We start from the raw sequence: 26,064 nt of genomic DNA, 5'->3' as shown, positions 1-26,064 counted from the left end.
ATGTTTGGTACGGTTTCAATTTATACTATTTTATTTATCGCGCTTTTAGTTCTTTTTTTCTTCAATACTATTATTAGTAGCTTCTTCTTTTTTCTTCCTTTTTTCTTTAGCAGCTTGCTTTTCAGCTTCTTTTTTCGCTTTTTCAGCCTTTTCTTTTTCTGTTTCAGATTTAAACAAGGCATCCCAAAGTTCATTATACTTATTAAATTCCTGTGTGAAAATTAAGGCTATTCCACTCACTACGGTTTGCCCATCAATTACGTTTTCAAATTCATTTCTACTAAAACCTTTTAAACGATAACGACCACTTTCAGTTAGCAAATACTCGATACTTACATTACCAATTATTGGTGTTTCTTCGCCAGTAGAACTGCTTCCTTCAATATCTACTTCGCTACCAACACGTACAATTAAACGATCATCAAATAGTTTTTGCTGTGCTGCAATATCTAATTGCGTACGTTGTTGCGGTGATGTGCCTTGGTAATCCGTAAAACTATTTAGTCCAAAATCGAGTTCGAAACCAGAATTTCCTAATAATTTATCGGAAAACATATTAAGCTGATCTGCTACGGCATCGTTTAAATTATCTCGTGCTATGGAAGCCACGCCTCCAGAACTACCATCGCTACCGGGATCTGGGTAAAAACGGTTCAACACCAAAAGTGAAAAAACTTGTCGATTTAATTCATCCTCCTGATTATTTAATTGCTGAATTCTACCATATACCTGTCCACCAATTGCACCTTGTTCCTCCTCTGGCATATCCAAATTGAAGGCAATTTCAGGTTCCATAAGTTGTCCCGAAATATTTAAAAACACATAATAGGGCAACACTTGTCGGAATTTCCCTTTAACTGCCGGGTCACTTCCTGAATAAACAGGAGCCATTAATGGTGAAGCCGATGCTTCTACTTGATAAACTGCTTTAACATCTAGTTTTGCATCAAAAGGATCCCCAGACCATGTAACACGACTACCTGGAACCAAATTGAATTTTCGGTTTACTATTTTATATAAATTTAATTCATAATGACCAGATAAAACTTCGTAAACACCTGAAAGTCTAACATTCCCATTTGGGTTCATGGTCATATTAAAATCACCTTCACCAGATACTTTAAAATTATCGCCTGTTTGCTCATCCAAAATAATCGTTACGGTTGCTTCTTTTCCTATTTTTAAAAGTGCTGCAATATCCAAACCTTTTATAGTTGCTGTTTTTTCTGTTGTTCTAGTTAAAATAGCATCTGGATTTTCCCGATTTACAAACACAACAACACCATCACGCTCTTCCACATTTACCGTAGCTGACGGTAAAATATAAGTAACATCCGTATCTGAACTTATGGTCATGTCCATGTCTATTTTGGGCACTTGTAAATCGCCAGTTATTTTAGCACTCCCAGCAAAACTGGCATTTCCATATAGAAAATCATTGTCTTCTTTTGTAGCATTAAGAACTTGAAAATCATTGGCCGTGACTTGTAAGTCGAAAGTTGGATTAATGAAATTTTCGGTGCCAATTTTTCCAGACATTTCAAAAGTGCTTTGGTTTTCATCCTGAATGGTAAAATTAGTCATGGACAATCCAGAATTATCAATATTCAAGGTTTCATTTTGTAGTGTGAAAGCCGAATTGAACATGGCCACTTTAAAATCTGCATCGTTAAATTCTAATTGCCCAGTGTATTTTGGTTCTCTAGTTGTACCACTTAATTTAAAATTACCAGAAAAATACCCATCGGTTTCGGTTATTTCACCTTGAGAGAAACCATTTAAAGCCGCCATATTAAACTGGTTAATATCTAAATTAAGATTTAGTTCCGCACCCGATTGACTCGCTATATAATCGCCTTTTAAATCTAAATCAATTTCGCCTCCTTTCATTTTGGCATTAAAATCATAACTATCATTATTCAAGGATTGTGCATCTACGGTAAAAGTCCCTAAATTAACATCCATAAATTGTAATTTTGAGATATCTAAATCCGCAACAATTCCAGTGTTTCCAAAAGGTTCTTCTAAAATAAAATCACCGTTTAAGTCGCCAGAAGCAATCTTATCATCTGGATTAAAATAGCTTAAAAATTCACTTAATTTAAAATTCTTAAAATCGACGGCAACATGATCTTTATCTATATTTGGAAGTTTGTCTGTAATTTCAAACGCCTGATTTCCTTTGCTGAATTTAAAGGCATTAAATTCCAGTTTATTTGGATAAATAAGCATTTCATTAGCCTCTGGTATATTCCAAGATTGTTTATTTATAGTTAAATTAGCTGGTTCCACATGGAATCGTAATTCCTCACTTGTGCCAGTAATCCCACTAAAAATTTGAGTTAAAATTTCCTCATCATGGTAGGCAGTGAATTCTAGAGATAATTCATTATTAATTTGATTTCCAGAAATCATCGTTTTTTGAATATTTAATGGCCCTGCAACTATTTCATTAAAACCCAAATTGAAATTGAATTTCTCCAAATCTGTATCCATAGAAAACGCCAAACTATCCAATTCATAATCACTATAGTTAATATGTGGTGCGGTTATATTGGCTTTAAGTTTCCGTTCAGCTTCTTTAAAATCCACAGCAATATGAATGGTATCCAAATCTTGAATGTTTACAACAAACACATCGTTTAAAATAGGCGATTGGCTAATTTTTCCACGAAGTTTTAAATTCACGGGATTGTCAATACTATCCGAAACAACTTCATCACGATAAAAATAACTTAATACATGATGCCTTAAAGATTTAGTCCAGGTTTCTGGATCGGTATTGGATTCCAATAGTAAATCGACCATTTTATTCTTTACAGAAACTGAAGTTGTATCCTTTCTTACGTGGGCTAGCATATTCAAATCGCCTAACAAATAACTCTTTTCATCATATACAAACACACCTCTATCTACAATGGTTGCTAAATCAAAACTGCTGCTATTCCCTTTAAAATCGGCATAAATTTTCATACCTGTTTTCACGTTTCGTTCCATTAGACCCAAGGCTTGTAAATCCGCTCCAATAATATCTAATTCAGCTGTAACCTCTGGTGCTATGGAATCTAAAACAACGGTAGCATACACATTGGCATTTAAGTTTTTGTCTTTATAATTAGAGGTAATATTTCCAGTACCATTTTTAATATCGCCAACTAATTTTAAATCGTTTACATCATAATTATTGTATTTAAAACTAGAAACGGTAGCTTCTAAACTAGCATCAAGATTATTAATATTATCACCTTTTCCTTGGGCTACAATTTTTAAATTTAAAGCACCCAATTGGTCGTTTTTAAGTAATTCATTCAGCTTATAATCCTCCACGGCCAAATCTGCATGGAACTCCAAAGTTTCAGCATTTTTATACATACCTTCAATGGTAGCAATCCCTTGAGTGGTAGTTAATTTTGCCTCGGCAGTAATATCATTGAGGTTTCCGGTGGCGTTTCCTGCAAATTTCACATCCTTTGGAAGACTAATTCCTAAACTATCTTCTTCTACGAATTTTATAATATCAGACCGTTTTGTAACCGCGGAAAAAGCTGGAATATTAAACGCTAGCGCATCAGGATTGGTTACGTTTTGAATACTTCCATTGGCTGAAATTTTTGTATTACTCCAATTAATTATCATTTTTGATAAGTTAATGTCGGACAAATAACCATTGGCTTTTATAGTTCCAGTAATTTGGTTTTTGCTCAAGGTTTTTAAATATTCATTGGATTTTAAGTCGGGTTGAATTAAAAATACATCTTGAAGTGCTATTTTAAATGCCGGCAAATTTAAAGCAACTTTAGACAGCTCTGGAACTTTTATTAAATTGGCTAAAGATGGATAGTCCAACTGTAAATTTCCTTGTATGTCATTTTTATTTAAAGCTATCTTTAAATCTGATACATTTAGTTTCTTATCGGAAGCATTGAGATTGAATTGCACGTTTTTTAAATCGATTCCTGAAATTTCTTTAAAAGATGCTTCTTCTAAATCTAATTCTGCCATTTTATCTTTTAGCAGAATTGTGTTTGCTTGAAAATTGATTTCCGTTAATACAATAGCATTGGAATTAAAAACACCTTTTTTGCCTTTTTCATTGTTCACGAAGTAGCTGAAATTATTATTTTCTAAATCTATTTCTCCAATTTTGAGTTGTAATTCTGGCCACTCAAATGCCATTATTTCGTTTTCAATTTCTTTAGAAACTTCTTCTACTTTTTCCTTAACAACATTATTTTCCGTTTCTGTTTTAAGCGTGATGGTTGAGTTTTTTAGTCGAAACTCATCAACTTCAAAAAGCTTATTAGTTAAATCTATATTGGGCACTTCAGCATAAAACTCCTTAATGGATGCGGTTAACGCCAGGTTATCGGCTTTGCTTTGGTAATCCGCAAACACATTAGTCAGCGTTATTTCATCAACGGTAATTAACGGTAATGTGGTTGGTTCAGTATCCGGTGTTTCCGGAACTGGTAGTTGATGAAATTTAATATGGCTATCGGCGAGCTCTAATTCCGAAGCATTAAACGTCATGGTTTCCAAATCGGTTTTATCCATATCTGCCACCAGTTTTCCTATTTTAAAACGACTGTCAATTCCTGTAACGGCATCGTTATAAACCACGTCAAAATCTATAAAATTCAGTTTTCCTAGAATTATATTTAAAGGTGCCGAGGTCGTGTCTGCTTCAACGGGTGTAGGTTCTTCATTTGCAAAAGCATCAATTATAAACTGAAAATTAAACCCTTGAATGGTGTCTTTTCGGGTGATGTTAGCGCGAACACCTTCCCATTCCAAACCGTCCACACCAATGCCATTGCCTTGAATTAAAGCCCATAATGGAACATTAGCCTCCAAGGATTTTGAATAAATTAATGTGTCGCCTTTAGTGTCTTCCAGATACAGTCCGTCTAATTGTATATCGCCATCAAAGGTGATAAACAGTTTTTCAACGGCTACTTTGGTTTTAGTTTTACTAGACAGAAAAGAAACGGCTTTGGTAACAATAATATCTTGTCCCCAAGGACTCCGAATAAACAGAATGAGCAAAAATAACAGCAAGAGAATCCCTAAAATAATCCGTCCGATTATTTTTAAGAATCTAAACCTTTTCTTTTTTTTAGGTGTAGGCTGTTGTATGTCTTTATTTTCCGTTTCCTTCAAGCAATTTATCTGAATTACAAATTTATTATTTTAATACTTGTGAATGTACTTTAAAACAATTATTAATAGCTGTAAAACATCCGGTTTAAAGGAAATTTAACTAAAATTATACTTTTTAGCACTATTTTATCTATCATTGGTGAAATTTAGTAGGCTATTTATTTAATTTCACACGATCTATAAAATCACTATTATGCCAAAACCGAAGGGTCAGAAAAACACGAAAAATAAGGCCAAGCACACCAAACTTCTCAATAGAAAAATTGATAAGAAAAAAGCCGAAAAAGCCTTGCGCAAAGAACGCTTAAAAGCTATAATGGCAAAATCGAAGGAAGGCTAATTAAACATCTTTTAAATCAGAGAAAACTAGACTATTTAGAATTCTTATAAAATGCAGTTAACTGCAATTTTGCTTCTTGGTAGCCCATTTCAAAAATCTCTTTGGCATGTGTTTTCGAGAAAATTTCATGCTTACCTAGTTCTTTAGGTGCAATGAAAACATCACAGGATTTAAATTTATTTTCAGAAGCATTAACACGTGTAATTTTGTACGCTCTTTCTAAAACAGACTTGGTAGAAGTTAGCTTATCTTTTGAAGTTTCTAGAAGCGAATTTAAAAATACACCAATAATTTTATCACATGTAATTAATAGAGGTTCCACGGGAAAGTTATTGGTAACACCACCATCGCATAAAAGAAAATCATTAAAAACCACTGGTGAAAAAACACCAGGAACAGAAGATGATGCTATAATGGGTTTTATAATTGGGCCTGAATTAAAGTAGCGTGTTTTAGCGTGAACTAAATCAGTTGTAGCAATATACATGGGTGTTTTTAAAGCTTCAAAACTATCTTCTTTAAAATAGGTTTTTAAAATGTTTTCAATTTTAGAGCCATCAATTAATCCGGGCTTTTTTAAAGTGTAATTATGATATGTAAACAATTCTGTATTGGAGAAAAAATCAAAAATTTTATCGCTAGAATGACCAGCAGCATATAAGGATCCAACAATGGCACCAGCACTGGTTCCAGAAATGTAATCGGGTTTAATACCTAATTCCTTCATGGCTTTCAATACGCCAATATGCGCAATACCTCTGTAACCACCTCCAGACAATACAAGCCCTATTGTATTTTTTCTTTTCATTACTTACAAATGAGAATTAATAATTAAACGAAAATACATAATCCTAAATAAAAACAACCCATTAATACAGTAAATGCTGTTTGGCTTTATTGCGCCAACCAGCTTGATTTTCATATTCAACAAAGTAGATTTTGAGATCAGCTTGGTTTTGATAATCTACATAGTATATTTTCTTTTTTGCCTGATTTCCATATTCCGTAAAAAACCATTTACCATCATTTTTCCCTGCTTGATTGGCATATTCTACTTTATAAACTTTTAGATCTGCTTGACTTTCGTAGTCAACTACAAACACTTTTACATCTGCTTGATTGGCATATTGAACGGAAAACATTTTTTGCGCAGCACACGTGAATCCAAAGCAACTAATAAGTAGTATAGAAATAAGGTTTTTCATAAAGTGCTTAAATTTAGTCAGGTTTAATTTACGAAAATTTGGTTGACATTTTATACGGCTTAATTAAAAGTGGAAGAAATGTAAGCTTCCCCAGATTAGAACTGCTTAATTTTCTAAAACTTCCATAAAGTTATTGTTTTTAATTCTACTTTGGCTAGCCAAAGTAGAATTAAGTTTCGCATATTTTATTGGTGGTACCTTTCCCAGAGCATCATGTGGTCTTTTATTGTTGTAATCGTCCATCCAAATTTGGGTTTGTTCCCTCACTTGGTCAATATGCTCAAATATATATTTATTCAATACACCTCTTCTATATGAGCCGTTGAACCGTTCTATAAAGGCATTTTGAGTGGGTTTCCCCGGTTGAATGTATTTAAAGTCTATCTCGTGCATCTGGCTCCATTCAAAGGCTATCTTTGCTATAAACTCTGGTCCGTTGTCCATACGTATCTTTTGGGGCTTACCCTTTTTATTGATTAGGTGATTAAGCACCCAAACCACCCGATTACTGGTCAGTGAAAAATCTATTTCTATATGAAGGGCCTCTCTATTGAAATCATCAATGATATTAAAGGCTCGAAAACGCCTCTTGTTTTCCAATACATCAGTTACAAAATCCATACTCCAGGTATGGTTAAGTTCATTTGGCACTTCTAAAGGTTCTTTAACACGTGCAGGCAAACGTTTCTTTGCTTTTCTCCTCAAAGGAAGTCCCAACGAAACATAAACCCTGTGCACGCGTTTATGGTTCCATGGCTTGCCTTCTTCCCGCAACCGGTCATAAGCCTTCCAAAAACCTTCTTCAGAGTGTTCTTTAGCTTTTTGCTGTATAGCTTGTTCTATCTCGGAATCATCCTTGCCCAATGGGGTGTAATAATACACGCTCTTACTCATATTCAGGACACGGCACGCCCTACTGATACCGTAATGAATAAGTTCCTTGGTGATACTCCTTTTACGGCAGGGCTTTAAAGCTTTTTTTCTATGATCTCTTTGGCCATTTGATGGTCAAGCGCTAAAGTAGCATACATCTGTTTGAGCTTACGGTTTTCTTCCTCGAGCTCTTTTAGCCGTTTAAGCTCTTTTGAGTTCATTCCGGCATATTTGGAACGCCATTTGTAAAAACTGGCCGAACTCACTCCGTGTTCCCTGCTTATCTGATCAACACTCTTGCCGTTGTCAAACTCCTTTAAAATCTTTGCGATCTGTTGTGGACTAAATTTACTTTTTCTCATAATACTGTTCAAATTTAAGATTATTATTCTACTTTTAAACAGTTCGGTTATAAGGGAAGCTTACACCCCACCTGTATTGACATATTTATAGCTCTAAAAAGTATTATAGACTCATATAGCGTGTTGGTGTCGAAAATATTAATCAAAAAAAGTATTATTTAGGATTATTTCTGTACAAAGGTTTGAGCATCGAATAGGTTTACATTAACCCATCACACTACTCAACTTAAACATTGGCAAATACATCGCTATCTCTTCAATGAGAAATGCCCTCTATACTCTTTCCCATTCTGTCTTTTCAAAACAAACCAATAATCTGAATTTGGCAAAGCACTACCGTTGAAGGTCCCATCCCAATCGTTTGAATTAGGAGTAATTTGTTTTAGTAATTTACCATATCTGTCGTAAATGTAGACTCTGTTATTTTGCTCAATCCTTGAATTATATAGTTGCCAAGTATCATTTGTTCCATCGCCATTTGGTGTAAACACTTTTGGGTAATACAACAAGTAAACTTCCTCACTTACCACACCACAACCGTTCTTATCCCTCACATAAACCGTGTATGCATCGATAGTTAGGTAACTAAATATATTTGAGTCTTGATAATTTATGCCATCAATTGAATACTCGTAATCTCCATTTCCTTCCACATAAATACTAATTTCATTATTACTTTGCGACCAGTCTACAGTTTCTATGTTAGTAATAACTGCTATATCTGATTGAACAACGTTAACTATTTGTGCGTCTTCACATCTTATGTTGCCATAAATAGTTGTCACAGTTAGTTCATAAGTTCCAATTTCATCAACAATTATAGATGGCGTGGTTTCTCCAGTTGACCACAAGTATTCATCAAATCCTGAATCTGCAATGATTTCTACCGTATCTCCTTCGCAAATAGACCATTGTTCTTCCATAAGTAATACAGGTTGTTCAACAACTATAATATTAAATGACGTTGTTGCGTAGCAATCTAAATTATTCACATTCTCAACTCTTACGTAAATAATTTGATTTGCTTCTGTATTTGTAAAAATTGTAGGTATATCATTTATGCTACCTTCAGCGTCTTCTTGTGAAAGATGATACGTAATTTTATTTTCAGTTTCAGATTGACCATTTAGAATGTATTCATTTTGAATACTTAAATTAAACTCGGATTCCCCATCATTACTTTCATCATCACAAATAATTAAGTCATCTGGATTGTAAGCTATAGGAAGATATGAAACTCCTATTTGAAAAGAAGTAATTGCATAACAATCCATATTATTTCTGTTGTGTATTCTTGCATAAATAGTTTCAGAAATTGATGTACTCAAATAATTATTAGACAATGGACTTGTATTATTTTCTGCATTCGTGAGTTCATCAAAATACATTACTTCAAAAATTGTACTTGATTGACTGTCTAAAATTTGAGGATCATAATGATTTAAAATAAAATTAGCCTCTCCATCGTTTGAAGCATCATCACAAACTATATCATTTTGTATGGTGTTTGCTATTGGTTGTGCATTAACAATTAAATTGATAGTCGTTTCATCATAGCAGCTAGCACTTAACGTATTTTCTACACGAACTGTTAGGGTTTGCGACTCACTGACAAAAGGGTTGGGTAATGGACTAGGCAGTGGATTACCCGATTCATCAATATATGTCACTTGCATGCCTGTTTGACCATTAAGAATAGTTGTTTCAAAAGTAGACGTATCAAACGCATATTGACCATCAGTATCATCATCACAAACCATGATATCTGCAATAGGGTTTGCAACTGCTGCGGCATCTACAACAAAATTTATTGTGGTTTCATCATAACAAGCTCCATTTGGATCTTGAGAAGTTGCATTAGTAACTCTTACAGTAACAATTTGCGTGGCAGTATTAAACGGATTTGGTAAAGGACTCGGTAAGGCTATACCATTTGAGTCCGTATAACTAACATTTACATTCGTTTGACTTGCAATAATTTCATCTTGAATAGTAGATGTATCAAAAGCATACAGACCGTCTCCATCGTCATCACAAGCCTCTGCTATACTTACAGAATTGGCAACAGGAACAGTTTCTACATGTAGTGTAATATGTTGACCTAAACCTAAACAATCGTTATCTATTAGGCTATCAACACGTATATAAATATCTTGTGTATTTGGATAACCAATATTTCTATAATTTGTAATATCTGTAATGGCATTTGTTTCGGCTAAAGCATCTGATAAATTTCTGTAATATGTAATTGCTAATTGTTGTCCTGTAGGGAATAATGCTTCTATTTCTGTTGTTACGTTACTAAAGTTAAAAGAAGCAATGCCATTTGATGTATCTCCATCTAGAGTATCATCACATTCATAAAAATCTCTTGTAAAGGTTAATGGAATTTGTGTAGTAGATACTACAAGATTTATTTGTGAAGTTCTAAAACAACCATGACTATTTTCAACTCTTGCCCAAATAGCATCTGTACTAACAGTTTCATTTATATAAACGGTTGTGTTTGGAATTGGGCTATTCTCATTTTCAGCGTCTAATTGCGATTCGTAAAATGTGATAGTTTCATTTAGGGTATTTGTAGTGATTTCATTTAGAGCTTCACTTAAATTAAATGCACTATAACCATCTAAATCATCATCGCATTGTCTTAAACTTACTATTGGCGCCGTGAATGGTTTTTCAAAAACTTCGATAGTAAAAGATGTTTCAGCAACACAACTTGTATTACTATTATTTACAACTTGAACATAAATAGTTTCTAATGGATTTGTATTTTGATAATTACTGGGTGTTGGTATTTGAGTTGTTAATCCAGCATCAGTAAAATAGCTAACTGTAAAATTAGTTGCAGACTGACCATTTAAAATTGCTGATTCATTGTCAGTTAAATCAAATATAACTACACCATCTGTATCTGTTCCATAGCTCGTATTATCACAATATTCTATTGGAGGAACTGTTAAACTTGGCATTGGTACATCAAAAACTTGAATATTAAAGTCTGTAATAACTTTACAGTCTGCATTATTTCTGTTTCTAACACTTGCTATTATATTTTGTGATGCGTAGGCTGTTGTATTTATATAAGTAGTTGGATCTGCAATTGGTGAACTATTTGTAAAATCTAACATGGAGGCATAATAAACGACCTCAAAAGTAGTAGCAGATTGTCCGTTCAGAATAGCGGAAATTTGAGCCGTTAAATCAAATTCAAAAAAACCATCATTGTTGGTATCACATTCTATTATATCTTGTGGCTGTGTAGCGGTTGGTTGCTCATAAATAGTCAATACTTTGGTATCTGTAGAAGAAACGCCACCAACAGTAACCGTTAATGTTGCCGTATAATCTCCTGCCGTGAGATAGACGTGACTTGGGTTTTCTAAAGTAGAGGTATTTCCATCTCCAAAATCCCAAACTAATGAATCATAAGTTGTGGGAAAGTTTGTGACAGTAAAAATAGTACTTTCACCTAAACACACGTCATCTGTTTGAAAAGCAGCATTAAAAAAGGACTGAATGAATGGCGGTAACCCTCTTTGAACAATTCTACCTCCTAAATACACTGTATTCATTTGGTAATTACAACCTGATCCAAGATTATTAGGATTTTGAATGGTATCGAGATAGTTACTTAATGCATTAGCAATATAAATCTTACCATCGGAAGCTAATTGTAGTGCAGAATAGAAGTTTGTGGTTGATGAAATTAAATATTCAGAATTAATAATATTATTAGGTGAACCAGCTTCTAAATTATATTGGTAAACACCTTCACCTGTTATGCCAATATAAAGTACTTTACTATTGGGTGAAAATTCAACACCATACGGTGTAAGATAGTTTGGTAAATCAAAAATTGTGATAGGATTAGATACAATTCCAGAACTGGCATCAAAATCAAACAATTGAGCTTCAGAATACCCAACACTTCTTACCAAGGCCAGTTTCGTGCCATCTGGAGATATTTTAATTTGCCCGATAGCAGATAGCTCATTGGAGCCACCAACATAAGTCCCCACACCGCTAATAACCGGTGTGGTATTAACACCCAAACCGTTAACATTATATGCTATAAATTCGTTACTATTCCATCGGTGACTAACCACCCAATATTCGTTAGATACAGAACTTTTAACAGCTGTTAATTTTTCTGTGGTTGGGGTTGCTAATAAAACATTTTTATTAGTAGTTATACCGCCAAGTCCACTATCTAAAGTCATATCGACTTCAGAGTACTGTAATCCTTGAGGACCAGTATTGGCATCTACAGTAAAAATAAAATAGATATTAGAATTACCAGGTTTTGGAACTATTATAGCGGAATGTGTACTCGAAACATCACCATTAAGCCCTGTACCATTAAGCATTACTCCGTGATTCCTATTCCAAACCGTAATGCCGTCTGTATAAAACAACAAACTACCTGTATTATCTGATATGGTTGCACAGCCTTCATCCGTATTTAAAGCTCCATCCAACAATGGTGTTGGAACCCCTGAATTAAAATCTAATCCTGCATTTTCTCCAAAATACCAAATGTTGGTTTCATTTTGGGAGAAACCAACATTTGAAATGAATAAAATAACTGTTAATATGTTAAAAATCCTAAACATCACATAACTCTATCAAAAAATTAATTCCACTCTACTGTAAAAACTACCTCTAAATCAATATTTGGTATACTCAAGGTAATTGTAGTTGGTTGAGTTGTGATATGCTCAACAAAGGTTACTTCTCTTTCAAAAGGAGGTCCTAACATAATATCTTGACTCATCCCTCCATCGTCAACATCAGCCATGCTATATCGTAAAGAAAAATTAGGATTTATATATAGGTTGTGCGATGACACATCCCATATTAAATCACCTTGATTTTCTTTAGTTTCAGACCTAAACCAATCTCTTAACGGAAAACTAGAACTATCTATTATATTTACTTTAGGTTTTCTGAGCAATAAAAAAACATCTGCTAAGCGGTTTACATCAGTATTTAAAAATTCTGGATCCCATGTGTTGTGAATGTTTGAAAAAGAAACAACTTCTATAGAAGTAATTTTCACTGCATCTCCTCTTAAAATAGTAACAGTGATTGTTTTTATAATTTCTTCACCACTATTATTAATTGCTTTAATGCTAATTGTTTTATTACCTAGCTCATCAAAATTAAAATACAGAGTTGACGAGGCTCCGAAACTACTACTATTCGTTTGATTAAAAATAGTGGTTTGAAAATCATCTAAAGATGCCTCAAGTGTCATAATATTTTCATTTCCTGTGATATCAACACTAATAATTTCATCTACGACAGCTGTTCTATTAGAAGTTAGGTCAATACTAAATGTTGCGTTACTATTTCCGTTATTATTAATCCTATTATTTACCTCACTTGAATCATCAGATGAACTACACGACAATATTAATAAACTTATAAATAATGTTATTATTTTTTTCATATTTTATAATTAAGTTTTACTTCTCTTCATTAATAATCTAGTACACTCCATTTGAGACGCACCTTCTTTTTTAACTGCAATGTTACAGCTTCAATACTCCTCTTCTTATCAATATAGCGATATTTTTTTAAAACATCTTTGTTAACTTCTCTCATGGTTTTAAACTTAATCTAACTTTATTTCAAATAACCTGTTTTTAGAAAAATCAGTGTCTTTAAAAATATGATTTAATTTAGTCACTTTAATTTCGTAAGGCAACAGCATCATGCTTTTTAAAGAATTTTTGAAATTAAACTCATCTTCTTTTTTTACAATGAATAGATCAAACTCTTCAAAATTTGGCGATTTATATAGTTGCTCACCATAATAATATGCCCATTTACTAGTATCATCAAAAACAAGTGTACCTTGTTCTATATTTCCAAAATCAATTTCCGAAATCAATTCATCAAATGAAAAGTTGTTTAATAACTCAACAAAATCAGAATTTTTCATCATTAACTTTTTTTCAATATCAAAAGAAGCACTCATATTTGTACTAGACTGCTTTGACTCTTTATAAATAAGACCTCTATCATATGATTTAAAAAAAAATGAGAGCTCTCCATATTCTGTAAAATTGCTTGACTAAAAACACTCCAGTTAAAATATTTTGTTTTATTTTTTTGGATTTTTATAAAAAATATTGAAAAACCTTCTTTAATAAATAAATTAGGATACCATTCGGTATTGAAAATTTTCTCATAATAATTATTAAAAATACTTAAAGAATTCTCTTTTATTAGATATTTCTCTTGATTCAGATTCATCATGTTATATATTAAAATGTTGTTATTCTAAACTTATATTTTCATTCATCCCTTTGAATAATTAAGTACTAATTGTAATTACCTTAGGTTCAACACCTAAAATATTTATAAGCTCATTTTGATTCATTAAAGGATAAGTCATTTCAATACAAATCCCACCATCCTTTAAATATGAATGTAACAAGCTATAAGTTTGTCTCAAATTAAAAAAATGCATTCCTGCCGTTCCTATAATTAATGCGGGAATTTTATTTTCTAAAAGTTGCTTTAAACAAATAATATTCTTATAGGGTCTTGGTAATTCGTAAAATTTTTCTTGACCTGTTAAATCCATCTCTTTAATAAAAGAGTCTTCTTTAGCATAAAGATTAAACCAGTTTTCAATAAAAATTAAATTCTCGTTTTTTTCTGCCCATAATTCAACATTTGTTACATTTCCATCAAAATCTGATGAATTAATTTTAGACAAAACACTATTATAAGTTTTTAAATTTGAGAATTGTATCCTTAAGATTTCTCCTTCTTTTATTTCAATGTTAGAAATATTAACATTTTCTATTTGTATTTCTTTTATTTTTAAAACCATTTCCATTTAACAAAATTTAACCATGAACTTGAACTAACATCTAAAGGAGCTGAGTTTGTAATTATTCTGGCAGTATTACCTGTACCTCCTAAATAACCAGGAATATTACTCAATTGACTTCTAGGTACCATAAATTCAATATACGCTCCTTTACCAAATTGACCCATATTAGCATTTGATGGATTAACAAATGGTGCAACTTCAACATCAACACCATATGGCTGACCTCGAGAAGGATTTATTAATTTACTTGCCTCTATTTGTTTAAGGGCTTCGGGACTAGTATGATGCCTGACAGCAACTAACTCATCAGTAGCAGTGAATTTCACTTGACCATCAACCCCTTTAGTTTTTAAAAATGACTGTTCTAATTTATTTATTTCCACCGCTTTAGTTACATTAGTGTTTTCAGGTCTAATAGCTTTACCAGTGTCTAAAGCGAAGGCATCATCACTTGATTGAAAAGGTTGGGCTTTTAATTCACTAACACTTACTGCTGTTGGCCTTATTTGTCTGCCTGTAAGTACACTATAACCTTTTGGGGTGGTAATTCCTCCTACAGTACCCCCTATAATTCCTCCAAAAATGGCACCAGTAACTGCACCTTTCCATGCGCCTCCAAGAACATCACCATTACCACCAGGGAGTATTGCCATCCCGGCTCCACTTATTAATCCTGCAGCTACTCCGCCAGCTATTCCAGATACTGCACCACCTATAATTCCTCCTGAAATTCCTGCAGCAGACATAACCCCTAACGCTGCTCCACCAACATAAGCACCAACACCTCCCGAGATGCCTCCAATAACAGCACCACCTACTAAACCACCCCAAGTGCTACCACTGGACCAGTTCCATTTTAATGGATTATAATTTCCTCCATTAGCCTGCACGCCCCCTATATAAGCTCCTACAACGGCTCCAATAATAATTGCAGCAGTAAAAATAAACTCTCCATTAGGGTCAATATTTACAAGGGGGTTATTCCATACATAACCATATCTATTAAAGCTTTGTGTACTAAAAGGTACTTGTATGTAATTATCTGGAGATAAAAAACGACCTAATTTAGCATCATACAAACGGCCATTCATATGAATTAACGATACATCAAAAAAGTGCTCATGACCTGTAAAACCCCTATTAATCAAAGAGCTGTAAGAAAAATCTGTTAACGTATTTCTTTGTTTAAAATTATCTGTTAAACCCCAAGCACTAAACTGTCTCTGTTCTACAACTTCTCCACTAGAGTTAGAAATAGCAAGAATACTTCCTAAATAATCACGATGTAAGTAATGGTACTCATCAATACTGTTACCACCAACTTGTTTTATATGTGTAACTGGTGCTGTATAACCGTCACCTCCTATATAAGTAATGATTTTAGTGCTATTATTTTCGGTGTCTTGTACAATCTCAACAGGAATGATACTAGAATATCGTTTATGATAACGACGTTCTGTTTTATTCTCTTCTAAACCACCATAATATGAACTTGTTCTGTTCATCATAGGACCATACTCAAAACTTACTCGACCCTTTTCCTTCTCATAAATATCTACTGGTTTTTTAAAAGCATTATAAGTTATCTGTTGTAAGCTATGGTTTTGATAATATAAATCACCTTGATTATTTAGGTCGACTTCAGCAAGTCTATATCTAGAATTATTATCGTATGTATAATCTCCTACAAAAGAATTTTCAGTTATTCTTCCTTGATCATCGTAATCCTGTGTATGGGGATTAGGTCCATTAACGGATAGTAATCGGTCTAAACTATCATGCGTAAAACTCTCACTCCAATTGGTAAATCCGTGATTTTGACGACTTAATAAAATATTTCGCTGTGCATCAAAGCTATAATCTAACTTTAGAGCTTGCTCACCTCCTGTGCCATCGTCCTTATCGGTTATATTGGTAAGAAACCCAAATTGATCATATTGTCTGTTTTTTGTTATTCCATTCCCTAAATCAACACTAAGTGTTTGTCCCCTAGCATTCTCATCATTAACTTTCCATAAAAGATCATCAGAGACCTGATTTCTTAATTCTATTAGAATACTTGCTTCATCATAGATATTCTTAACCTGAACAGTACTATTTACGCCGGTTGCTATATTTCTAGTTATATATACGTCTTTGTTTATTCTACCAAAGTCATCATAAGTCATTTGGTTTTCAAACTCTGCGTAATCTGTAACTTCTGTAATTCTATTAGGTCTATGATTAGAATCATAATAATAGTTATAAGTATATTGCGTGTCTGCTTCACCATCATTACCATTTATTCTTTCAAGTAATTTTGTTGTTCCATTATAGATATATGAAACCGTTAAATCTGTTTTATCCCCAATAATTTCTTTATCTAACAATTTTCCAAAATCATCATATGTATATTCTGTTTGGCCTTTAGGAGTAATCTCTTTTGTGATTTCTCCTAAAATATTATATTCATAATTGAACGTTCCTGCTGAAGGATCGGATAATGATATTCTACGCCCCCAACCATCAATAGTAGTGCTAACAGTATGACTGCCAAAATTTGCAGCTTTCATTGTACCGTTGCCATAATATTGATAATCGATTGTTCCACCTAAGTCTTGCACAGAAGTGATATTTCCAAATACACTTCTTGTGGTGGTGGTGGATTTTGTCCCATCATTTACAGTAATAGATGGACCATTGTAAGTGGTGTTAATTACCTTTCCAGTAAATAATTGTTGAGTGATAGGGCGACCATATTCGTCAAAATAATTTTGATTCCATTGTGTTGGGCTTTCATTGCTAAAATAAGGCTCGCTTTCTCTCAATACTCGACCTATAGCATCATGTTCAAATTGTTTTTGGATCCATTTACCATTTAGACTTAACATTTTAGATTGAACATTCCAACCAAAAGCATTAAAATAAGTTTTCTTGTCTTGTCCTTCTGGGAAATCAATTGTCTTGGTAAAACATTGACCAATACCAGGAATATTTTCTTGATTATAATAATACTTAGTTTCCTTTCCTAAATAACTTATTTTATTTAAGACCCTTTGCCAACCATCATATACATAAGTAGTTGTATGCCCAAAAGGGTTTGTGGTTGTTATTGGATTGCCTGTAGTAGTGTCATAAGTGAAAGTAGTCTCTAATCCTTCTAAATCTATACTTTTAGTTAAAAATCGACCGCTACTGTCATATTCAAATTCTTCAATTCGATTTGAAATTCCTGAACCTCCGACAGTTTTTTGTGTAATATTACCGAAAGAATCATGAATGTAGGATTCTATAAGCCAAGGCGTACCGTTACCTTTTCTCTTAATTTGGACTAATAAATTATTATCATAAGAGTATTGATTTTCATTAGTAAATGAATTACCATTTAATACGTTTGTTTTAATTTCTTTAGTAAGCCTCCCTATATGATAGGTAGATCCTGTTGATGTAGAATTATTTGAATATTCATATGTTTTTGTTTTAGACTCTCCACTAGAAGATAAGACTATAGAAAGAGGGTTTTTAAAAGAGTCATAAGTATATACTTCTGTTGTGCTAAATCCTTGTAGACCATCTTCTTTTACTATTTGAATTGGTTTATTAATAAAAACATTATTAGGAAGCAGCTGTGTTGAATAAGTGTAAGTTGTTTTATTTACAAAACTGTATGGTGAACTAGAGGGTGATGTAGAAACCCATTGTTGAGTTACAGCTCCACGTTTCTGTATATCATGTTTAGATATATTCCAAAGTGTTCCCACTCCATCACCAAACCAGTTGGTTTTTTTCACTTCTTTAAATCCTAAAAAACCTAATCCTTCTGCGTTAGAAACAGCACCCTTATATTGAAAAACTTGTCGTTTCGAATAACCTGAACCAGTATGTTTAACTTCTTTAACAAATTTTAAAGGAGGAGCCACATTGACATTCACAAATGGGTAGTTCTCCTCATAGTCAAAAGAATATGTGTTTGAGCCATAGCGAGAATTTAATTGCTCATAAAATATATCTGTTATTACACCATTGTTTGAGATCTTTTTAAGCTCAATATCTTTCTTATGATCATTATTAAACTCATAGGTATGTACGTTATTACCATCTATATAGGCATACTCTAAATTACTATTGGTTCCTTTTGCTTCTAGAAATATAGGAATTCCAAATTTAGTAAGACCATTGTTAACCGCTAAAGAATTAGTGGTTAATACGAAGGTAGGTGTACTTTCGTTACTATTATGTTTATTGGCATATAACTGAAATCTATCACTAACTACATTGGATGAGGAGTAGGGTGTAATTATTTCATGTTTTAAGATGTCTGTCTTTCCATCTCCATTATAATCTTGAGCTATATATTTATATTCATACAATGGATTAGTCATTCCTACTCCATTAATGTTTCTCCAACCGTTATGTACAAAATTTTCAATATAATTAACTCCAATATCTTTTGAGTAATAAAAAATATTATTTCCTTGAGACAAATAAAACCTCCAAGTAGTACTTCCATTAGCTGAAGGTTGAGCAAAATCTGTCTTTCCGTCACCATTATAATCTCCTAATAATATTGGTTTATCTTTATCTATATAACTATTGGTTAAAGAAGCTATTTGTACTAATTGATTTGATGAGTTCATAGAATACACCGTAGTTAAACCATCCCTAATGTGCATTAAATCGGTTTTTCCATCCCCATCAAAATCAACTCCAAATAGTTTATCAGTACTATCTTGAATACGAGACTCTAATGAACCAATATTGACCGCAGTTGTAGTATCTGTACGTTTTAAATCTACAAAATAAACTTCGGAATTACCTAGGGGTATAGTTTGCCTATCGCAAACACATTCTTCATAATCATCCCAATAATCGTAATCCCAACTACATGCTTTTTTATAATATTTTTTAGGGATTGCCAATACATCTGTTAGTCCGTCTCCATTAAAATCTCCATTAATATACGATTTAGGTATTTTTCTATAATCATTATTTGAAGGAGCATCACAATCAAAGTCTCCCATAGGCCCAATAGGGAAATTCACATTTTTATCATACTGAAAAACAGGACCGTAAGCAGCCATAGCAAACGTTCTAAAACGAGCAGTTGAGTTTGTACCATTTACTGTTTCCCTAACATTGGTAACTCCTTGTTGGGGTAATAATTTTCCATTCCAAGATAAAATTGTACTTGCAAAAACATCATCAAATTTTTCAGTATCCACTGAATAACCTATAGAAATACCAGATCCATAATCACTAAAAACTCCCATAAATATGTTTAGTTGATTTCTTGTATTCTTATTATAAGTAATAAAATCCATCTTGCCATCACCATCAAACTCGCCTACCGCCATTCTATCATTATTGTAATTGATTCCTGGGTAGATATCTAAAGTGTTTCCATCTCTTGAAATACCACTAGTTGAAGATTCATAACCAAATGTAATTGGTGGAAAAGATTCATTAGCACTATTATATTCTCTAATGGATGAAACTCTTTGATAACCTAAGGATGAAGTATTGTGAGTCAACTGATATTTGCGATACAATTGACTTCCACCTTTTACTTCTATACGATCTAAAATATTACCTCGTTTAAATGTTACACCCTGAATATAAGTAAGTTCTGGGCGTGTCCTGGTTTTGTAATAAAAATATATGTCATTAGGAGGTGTTACTCCTTCTATAGAACCGTACCTAATCCTATTAATACGTAACAAATTATTACTTTGAGAGTAAGTATATTCTACATAATTACCTTGAGGATCTTGTATTTTATGTAATGCCCATTCCAATTGTCCATGAGAAGAACCGCCATTTCCATACCAAGCACGAGTTCCATTTGGATAAAACACTATAAAGTACGATGGACCATATGATGAACCATAAGGTGATGTTTCGTAGGCTCTTATCTTAATATTTGAATAATTTTCGGTTTGATATTCTGAATTAACTGCTCCATAGGTTCCACTTTTAAGAAGTAATCTTTGTCCATCTAGAGCAAAACGATCTGTATCATCAAAATCTATACCACCAACAAAGCCATCATGGTATTTAGTCGATGGAATTCGAGTTATGGTAGATAATCCTGATATATTCCAACCCCAGCCTGCTAATCCATTAGAAGCTTGACTATTGAAGGTTAAACCAATATTAGGAGCAATATCTTTAATTCCTGCAGGCGAAATTATTGGGACACTATATGAAGCTTCACCACTTAATGAGACGTTAAACTCATCTAGGGTAGTGCCTGCGTAACCTGAAGATGTTTCACCTATTGGGGGGTCAATTGGATCGAAAGGATCAATGGGGTCAATTGGTCCTTTTGGAGGTCTAGATGCAGTTTGAAATGTCGTTTTAGATGATTTGGCGTTAGGATTTTCCTTCGAAGTTATTTTTTTAAATTCCATCTTAACTTTGATGGATGGATCCACAAGTAGGTCATTAGGTGTCTGTGAAAAGCCAACAAACCCTATTATAAGTATAATGAATCGTATAAAGTAATTTTTTAATTTCATGAGTTGGGCTATTTAGTTTTTAATGATTTGTTTTGTTACAATTTCTCCATTACTTAAATGAATATGAATTAAATACACGCCAGAAGACAAATTACTTAAATCTATAAGCTGTTCATTTTTGGATCGACTAGGGACTTTAAAAATTAAAAAACCCGCACTATTATAAAAACTAATGTCTTGAGAAAAAGAAACATTCGGAGTAGAGTTGAGCTTAATAGAAACATTACCTGTTGTAGGGTTTGGAAAAATAACAACTTCCTCCCCCTCTAAATCATCATCTTTAACCGTTTCTTCATGTTTATTTAGTATATCAATCAAATCATCCTTTGCTACTTTTCCTTCAGGAGGGGTTTCAAAAAAACAAAATGTATCTGAACAATATTGAAGTTGTTTTTGATTCCCAGAATTATCAAATGCAAAAACCAACATGGAGTTTGGGTTAATAGACAACAATTCGTCTAAAGACCATTCATTACCATTAATCACCTCTATTCTAGGAGAATAAAAGTATTGATTATCCAAAACATTAGGGTCGTAATATAGAAAAGCTCTTTGCCGCATGGTAGTTGCGGTATTATTAAATTTAAAGTCAATCATATCAATCACTGGTTCTCCTGTAACTCCATCATATATTTTTCCTAGATGAACGGCAGAAGAATAACTACTACTATGCACATAACCAACAAACAAGTACCATCTATTTAATACTGGCAAATCCCCATGCCAAAAATATGGATTGGAATCTAAATTATTATTAAGTCTTAATAACTGATCTCCATTGCTTTTGTTACACCCAAAATAGGTAGTCCCATCATTCGAGTTCGTTTTTTTTATCCAAACAGAAAATCTATAGGTGTTAGTTCTATCAATATTCAACCAAGATGTGACAAAACCACCATCTGCGTTATTTGACCCATCTGGACTTGCCTTCCAGAGAAGAACTTCCTCCCCAATATGATTAAAACCGAGCTCCCGACTGTTTTCAGAAGAAGATCCATTAACACCAAATCCAGGAGCTGAGCCAGAGCCTATTAACCATGTTGAAGAGTCTAATAAATTTTGCGATAAAATTAAACTAGTGGAAAAGAACATAAAAACTATGATCGTGTATTTTGCAAGCATATTATTCTATTTTATTTTTGTCAAAAAAAACTAAATAAAATGAATTGGAGTTACGGTTTTCCCGTAAATCCTAAAAAAAAACTATATCACTCTGTTTTTAAGTATCTTACACATTAAAAATGTTAAAGTTCATACAACAACAATAAAATTTCATGCTTTTGCCGCAGTTAAAACCTATTGTAGAGCTTGAACAAAACTAGAAATAAAGTTCACACAAAGAGATCTCTCTTTTAAACAAGAGGTAAAAATATTAGGATTCTTTATTTAATAAATATTAACTTAACGGATCATCAATTCAAAACAACCTTTTGAAAACCATTAATGCAACTGCCGAAGAAAATAACATTAAAATAGTAAGTTTTTTAGAGCCTCATATAGAGTTAAAAAATGAACTAACAATTAAAACCTACCAATTTGTCATTGAAGGTCATTACAACGATATGATACAGCTGATATATCAGTTGGAGCAAAAAAGTAAGTTTGGTGAAATCATAAATTTGCATTTTGAGAAAAAGAAGAACTTCAGAACTGGGAAACCTTTTTTGGAAGCTAGAGTCCTATTGAAGAGTTTTGGGTAATTGGAGCATAGAGATTTAAACAGATATAGAAGTTGCCTGCATGTAAAATAGTCTCCTATTTTAATAAACTCTATCAAACTATAACTCTTCTGGATGGTTAGTTCTATTATGCTTTACCTCCCAACCAGACATGGTAAGGAGGTTAACGCCTTCATTCAAATCACTTATTAATCATTGAAAACACCTCATCATAAGGCAAACCTAAATACTCACAGGCCTTCGGAATAGTTACCAATTGATGCTTTTGCTTCTTCTTAAGCTGCTTAATATCACGAATTACAGACCGTGCATAACACTCCCTCTTTCTCGTTAGCCAACAAATATCATTGCTATAAATACAAATCCGCCTCATAATTGACGCTTTATGAGGGAAGAAACTCAATTTAATTAAATGTAAAAATCTACAAGAGACCCAAAGGTTGCTATTACAAAAATGCCAAATGAACAATTAACCATAGAACCAATTTCAGAATTCCCATATAAGCTATAAAAAAATCAAATGCGCTAATAAATTTAAGCTGATTATCCCTGTAAGAAATCCCTTTGGGTGTAAATGTTATCCTTATTAACAAAAATCACCCAACCAGACGGAGTCAAAACCCCAAATGAAACTGATTATCAAACAAGTAAAAAAAATAGCTATCCATTTTTTTTTTTAATTTAGTAATATCCAACCAGTTTGGTACCAATGAGTATAAGTTAAAATATGGATTCAAACAATTATATGGCATCACCGTTTTTCGGTATCTAACCCAAGAACGACTAAAACGAGCGAGTTTACTAATACAAAACACCTCCCTGTCTATCAAAGCGGTGGCTAAAATGACGGGGTTCAAAAATGTATCACACTTCTCAAAAGCATTTAAAAATCATTTTGGCGTCAAACCCACAGATATCAAAAAACTAAATAACAACAACTAATATCAGAATAAGGTTAAAGTACATATTAAGTAAAAATCCCGCACAATTGCCCACCACACCAGACTCACCACTCACTTTTCACTATTCACTTTTCACTTTTAACTATTCACTTTTAACTATTCACTTGTCACTTTTCACTGTTCACTTTTAACTTCTCACCTCTCACCTCCCACGTCTCACCTCCCACGTCTCAAAAAATCCGTCCAAGCAAAGCCCTAATCCTTAAAAAATAATTGAGATAGCCGAATTTTATAAGGACTAAATAACGAGTTATGTACTTTAAAAATCTGATTACAAAAAAAACAATAGTAGTAGCCATCGCCATGCTATTCATACTCCTATTCGTATATGCCAGCGTAAGCAAGCTCATAACCTTTACAGATTTTCAAACCCAGTTAGGTCAGTCACCACTTTTAGCCGCTTTTGCAGTTCCTGTTTCTTACGGTGTTATTGGAATTGAACTAGCAACGGCAGGACTATTGGCATGGGAGAAAACAAGAAAAATTGGCCTATATACAGCCTACTTACTCATGGTACTATTCACGACCTATATTGTCATAATACTAAACTTCACATCCTTTACACCCTGTTCTTGTGGTGGGGTTCTGGAATCATTGGGCTGGACAGAACACCTAATATTCAACACGTTTTTTATAGGATTAGCGCTTTTAGCACTCTACTGGACTGAAAAAGTAACCGCCAAACAACTAATCATAAAATCAACCGCTTTAACCCTTATAGGTTTTGCAATTGTTTGCGGACTTTACCTAACCTCCGAAAAAGAGATCAAGCGTAACAATGCCTTCATCAGAAAATATATACCACATCCTATTACCAAATTTGGAGATTATAACTTGGAATTTAACTCGTACTATCTGGCGGGAATGGACGACCAAAATATATTTTTGGGTAATGTTACAGCGCCGTTCTTACTAAAATCCATTTCTCATAGTCTGAAAGATATCCAGGAGCATTCCTTAAAAATAGACAGTTTAAATATCCGGTTTAAAAGAGTCCGAATTGCTGTTAATCCACCGTTTTATTATGTAGCCGATGGTACGGTACCTGTAATGTTTAGAGGTAATATTGGAGACTGGAAGGCACAGATTTACGCTTACAACGAAGCCTTCTTTTCCGATTTTGCTATTGCTGACAGCTCCAATATAGGTTTTACAACCATTAGTAGTGAAACAAGATCGAAAGCGCTAGGGGTTATGAAAAAGACCTTGCATCAAGATACTATTCGCATAAATTCCAAAATTCTCAATGCGACACCTGATACTAAATTTAGTACAGACGGCATCCTACTTTGGAACGAAAAACATCGAAAATTTTTGTACACCTATTATTATAAAAACCAATACTTAGTTGCTGATGAACTATGGGATAATATTCAGATTGGGAAAACAATAGATACCATTTCCATTCCAAATATAGATGTTCAATATTACAAATCAAAAGATGTATTCAAACGTGGAAAATCTGTCCAAGTAAACCGTCAAGCTAGTACCTCTGGCGACTATCTATACATTAATAGTGATCGCCTTGGAAAATATGAAAGTGAAGCCCCTCTTGTATCAGCATCAATCATTGACGTATATAACATAGTAGATTTTAGCTATGTCTTTAGCTTTTATGTATACCACCAACCGCATAAAAAAATACGCGAATTTAAGGTCTATAAAGATGTACTATGTGCTCTAGTTGATGACAAAATATGGCTTTACAAATTAAAACCGAAACATTTTAATAACCCTAAGAAATAAAAAAAATACTGCGCAGTATGTAGGAGAAGATCGAACGCCTAAAAAAGAGTCGGTCATAAATAAATTAAAAATGAATAACAATGAAAACAAAAGTTTTAAAATTCGGACTGCCCTTGGCAGTATGTATGTTGGCAATGGCATTTGCTTTTGCTACAGAAAGCAACAACGCTTCAAATGAAGATGCTGCTTTAATTGGTTTTGTGTACAATGATGCGGAGACACAGTGTGTCACAGCAAATAAAAATTGTGCCATATTTGGAGGCATTCCTTGCCAACAATTAGATGGTAAAAATGTTTACCGATTTACAAACCCGTCAGGCACCATGTGTTCCGTATCACTATACGAATGGCCTGAGGAATAAATATCAGTAATTTCTGATTCAA

The 26,064-nt window shown here is 33.3% G+C and carries 16 protein-coding genes; 5 read left to right on the top strand and 11 right to left on the bottom strand.

Annotated features, from left to right (window positions below):
• Nucleotides 1–45: 45 nt before the first annotated feature.
• The gene (locus tag GMA17_RS13360; protein ID WP_248396994.1) at nt 46–5,160 is read right to left on the bottom strand and encodes a translocation/assembly module TamB domain-containing protein; all 5,115 of its coding nucleotides are present in this window, start codon (nt 5,158–5,160) and stop codon (nt 46–48) included.
• 193 nt (nt 5,161–5,353) lie between these two features.
• On the opposite strand from GMA17_RS13360, the gene GMA17_RS13355 reads away from it, so the two are divergent.
• A complete protein-coding gene (locus GMA17_RS13355) occupies nt 5,354–5,500 on the top strand; it encodes a hypothetical protein (RefSeq protein WP_248396992.1) in 147 nt (48 codons plus the stop codon).
• 31 nt (nt 5,501–5,531) lie between these two features.
• On the opposite strand, the gene GMA17_RS13350 is transcribed toward GMA17_RS13355, so the two are convergent.
• The 10 genes from GMA17_RS13350 to GMA17_RS13310 all read right to left on the bottom strand — a co-directional run bounded on the left by GMA17_RS13350 (nt 5,532) and on the right by GMA17_RS13310 (nt 22,415).
• Entirely contained in the window at nt 5,532–6,308 is a 777-nt protein-coding gene (locus GMA17_RS13350; RefSeq protein WP_248396990.1) for a patatin-like phospholipase family protein, read from the bottom strand.
• Between the two features lie 61 nt (nt 6,309–6,369).
• A complete protein-coding gene (locus GMA17_RS13345) occupies nt 6,370–6,705 on the bottom strand; it encodes a DUF6150 family protein (RefSeq protein WP_248396988.1) in 336 nt (111 codons plus the stop codon).
• A gap of 105 nt (nt 6,706–6,810) precedes the next feature.
• Nucleotides 6,811–7,940, bottom strand: a protein-coding gene (locus GMA17_RS13340; protein ID WP_248396986.1) for an IS3 family transposase whose coding sequence is annotated in 2 segments (ribosomal slippage) — nt 6,811–7,679 and nt 7,679–7,940 — 1,131 coding nt in all. Because the reading frame shifts where the segments join, the coding sequence is not laid out codon by codon here.
• Between the two features lie 248 nt (nt 7,941–8,188).
• Nucleotides 8,189–12,559, bottom strand: a complete 4,371-nt coding sequence (locus tag GMA17_RS13335) for a T9SS type B sorting domain-containing protein (protein ID WP_248396982.1) — start codon at nt 12,557–12,559, stop codon at nt 8,189–8,191.
• A gap of 20 nt (nt 12,560–12,579) precedes the next feature.
• Nucleotides 12,580–13,398 carry a hypothetical protein gene (locus tag GMA17_RS13330; RefSeq protein WP_248396980.1) on the bottom strand — a complete coding sequence of 273 codons (819 nt, stop codon included), beginning with the start codon at nt 13,396–13,398 and terminating at the stop codon, nt 12,580–12,582.
• 29 nt (nt 13,399–13,427) lie between these two features.
• Nucleotides 13,428–13,553, bottom strand: coding sequence for a hypothetical protein (locus GMA17_RS15425; protein WP_256476070.1), 126 nt, complete (start codon nt 13,551–13,553; stop codon nt 13,428–13,430).
• Between the two features lie 10 nt (nt 13,554–13,563).
• A complete protein-coding gene (locus GMA17_RS13325) occupies nt 13,564–13,929 on the bottom strand; it encodes a hypothetical protein (RefSeq protein WP_248396978.1) in 366 nt (121 codons plus the stop codon).
• 339 nt (nt 13,930–14,268) lie between these two features.
• Nucleotides 14,269–14,799 (bottom strand): hypothetical protein, encoded by a 531-nt coding sequence (locus tag GMA17_RS13320; RefSeq protein ID WP_248396976.1) that lies wholly within the window; start codon nt 14,797–14,799, stop codon nt 14,269–14,271.
• Complete coding sequence (locus tag GMA17_RS13315) at nt 14,784–21,293, bottom strand: RHS repeat-associated core domain-containing protein (protein ID WP_248396974.1); 6,510 nt, start codon at nt 21,291–21,293, stop codon at nt 14,784–14,786. The genes GMA17_RS13320 and GMA17_RS13315 overlap by 16 nt, the downstream gene beginning before the upstream one ends.
• 12 nt (nt 21,294–21,305) lie before the next feature.
• Nucleotides 21,306–22,415, bottom strand: a complete 1,110-nt coding sequence (locus GMA17_RS13310; protein WP_248396972.1) for a T9SS type A sorting domain-containing protein — start codon at nt 22,413–22,415, stop codon at nt 21,306–21,308.
• 308 nt (nt 22,416–22,723) lie between these two features.
• Between GMA17_RS13310 and GMA17_RS13305 the strand changes: the two genes are divergently transcribed.
• The 4 genes from GMA17_RS13305 to GMA17_RS13295 all read left to right on the top strand — a co-directional run bounded on the left by GMA17_RS13305 (nt 22,724) and on the right by GMA17_RS13295 (nt 26,042).
• Nucleotides 22,724–22,993 carry a hypothetical protein gene (locus GMA17_RS13305; protein ID WP_248396970.1) on the top strand — a complete coding sequence of 90 codons (270 nt, stop codon included), beginning with the start codon at nt 22,724–22,726 and terminating at the stop codon, nt 22,991–22,993.
• 645 nt (nt 22,994–23,638) lie between these two features.
• Complete coding sequence (locus GMA17_RS15510; protein WP_371922438.1) at nt 23,639–23,914, top strand: helix-turn-helix domain-containing protein; 276 nt, start codon at nt 23,639–23,641, stop codon at nt 23,912–23,914.
• A gap of 272 nt (nt 23,915–24,186) precedes the next feature.
• A complete protein-coding gene (locus tag GMA17_RS13300; RefSeq protein WP_248396968.1) occupies nt 24,187–25,680 on the top strand; it encodes a MauE/DoxX family redox-associated membrane protein in 1,494 nt (497 codons plus the stop codon).
• A gap of 80 nt (nt 25,681–25,760) precedes the next feature.
• On the top strand, nt 25,761–26,042 hold the full coding sequence (locus tag GMA17_RS13295; protein WP_248396966.1) for a DUF6520 family protein: 282 nt from the start codon (nt 25,761–25,763) through the stop codon (nt 26,040–26,042).
• Nucleotides 26,043–26,064: the final 22 nt, after the last annotated feature.

It is taken from the genome of Bizionia sp. M204 (assembly GCF_023205095.1).
Classification (GTDB): Bacteria; Bacteroidota; Bacteroidia; order Flavobacteriales; family Flavobacteriaceae; genus Algorimicrobium; species Algorimicrobium hallyeonense.
This window is presented reverse-complemented; position numbering and strand designations above follow the sequence as displayed.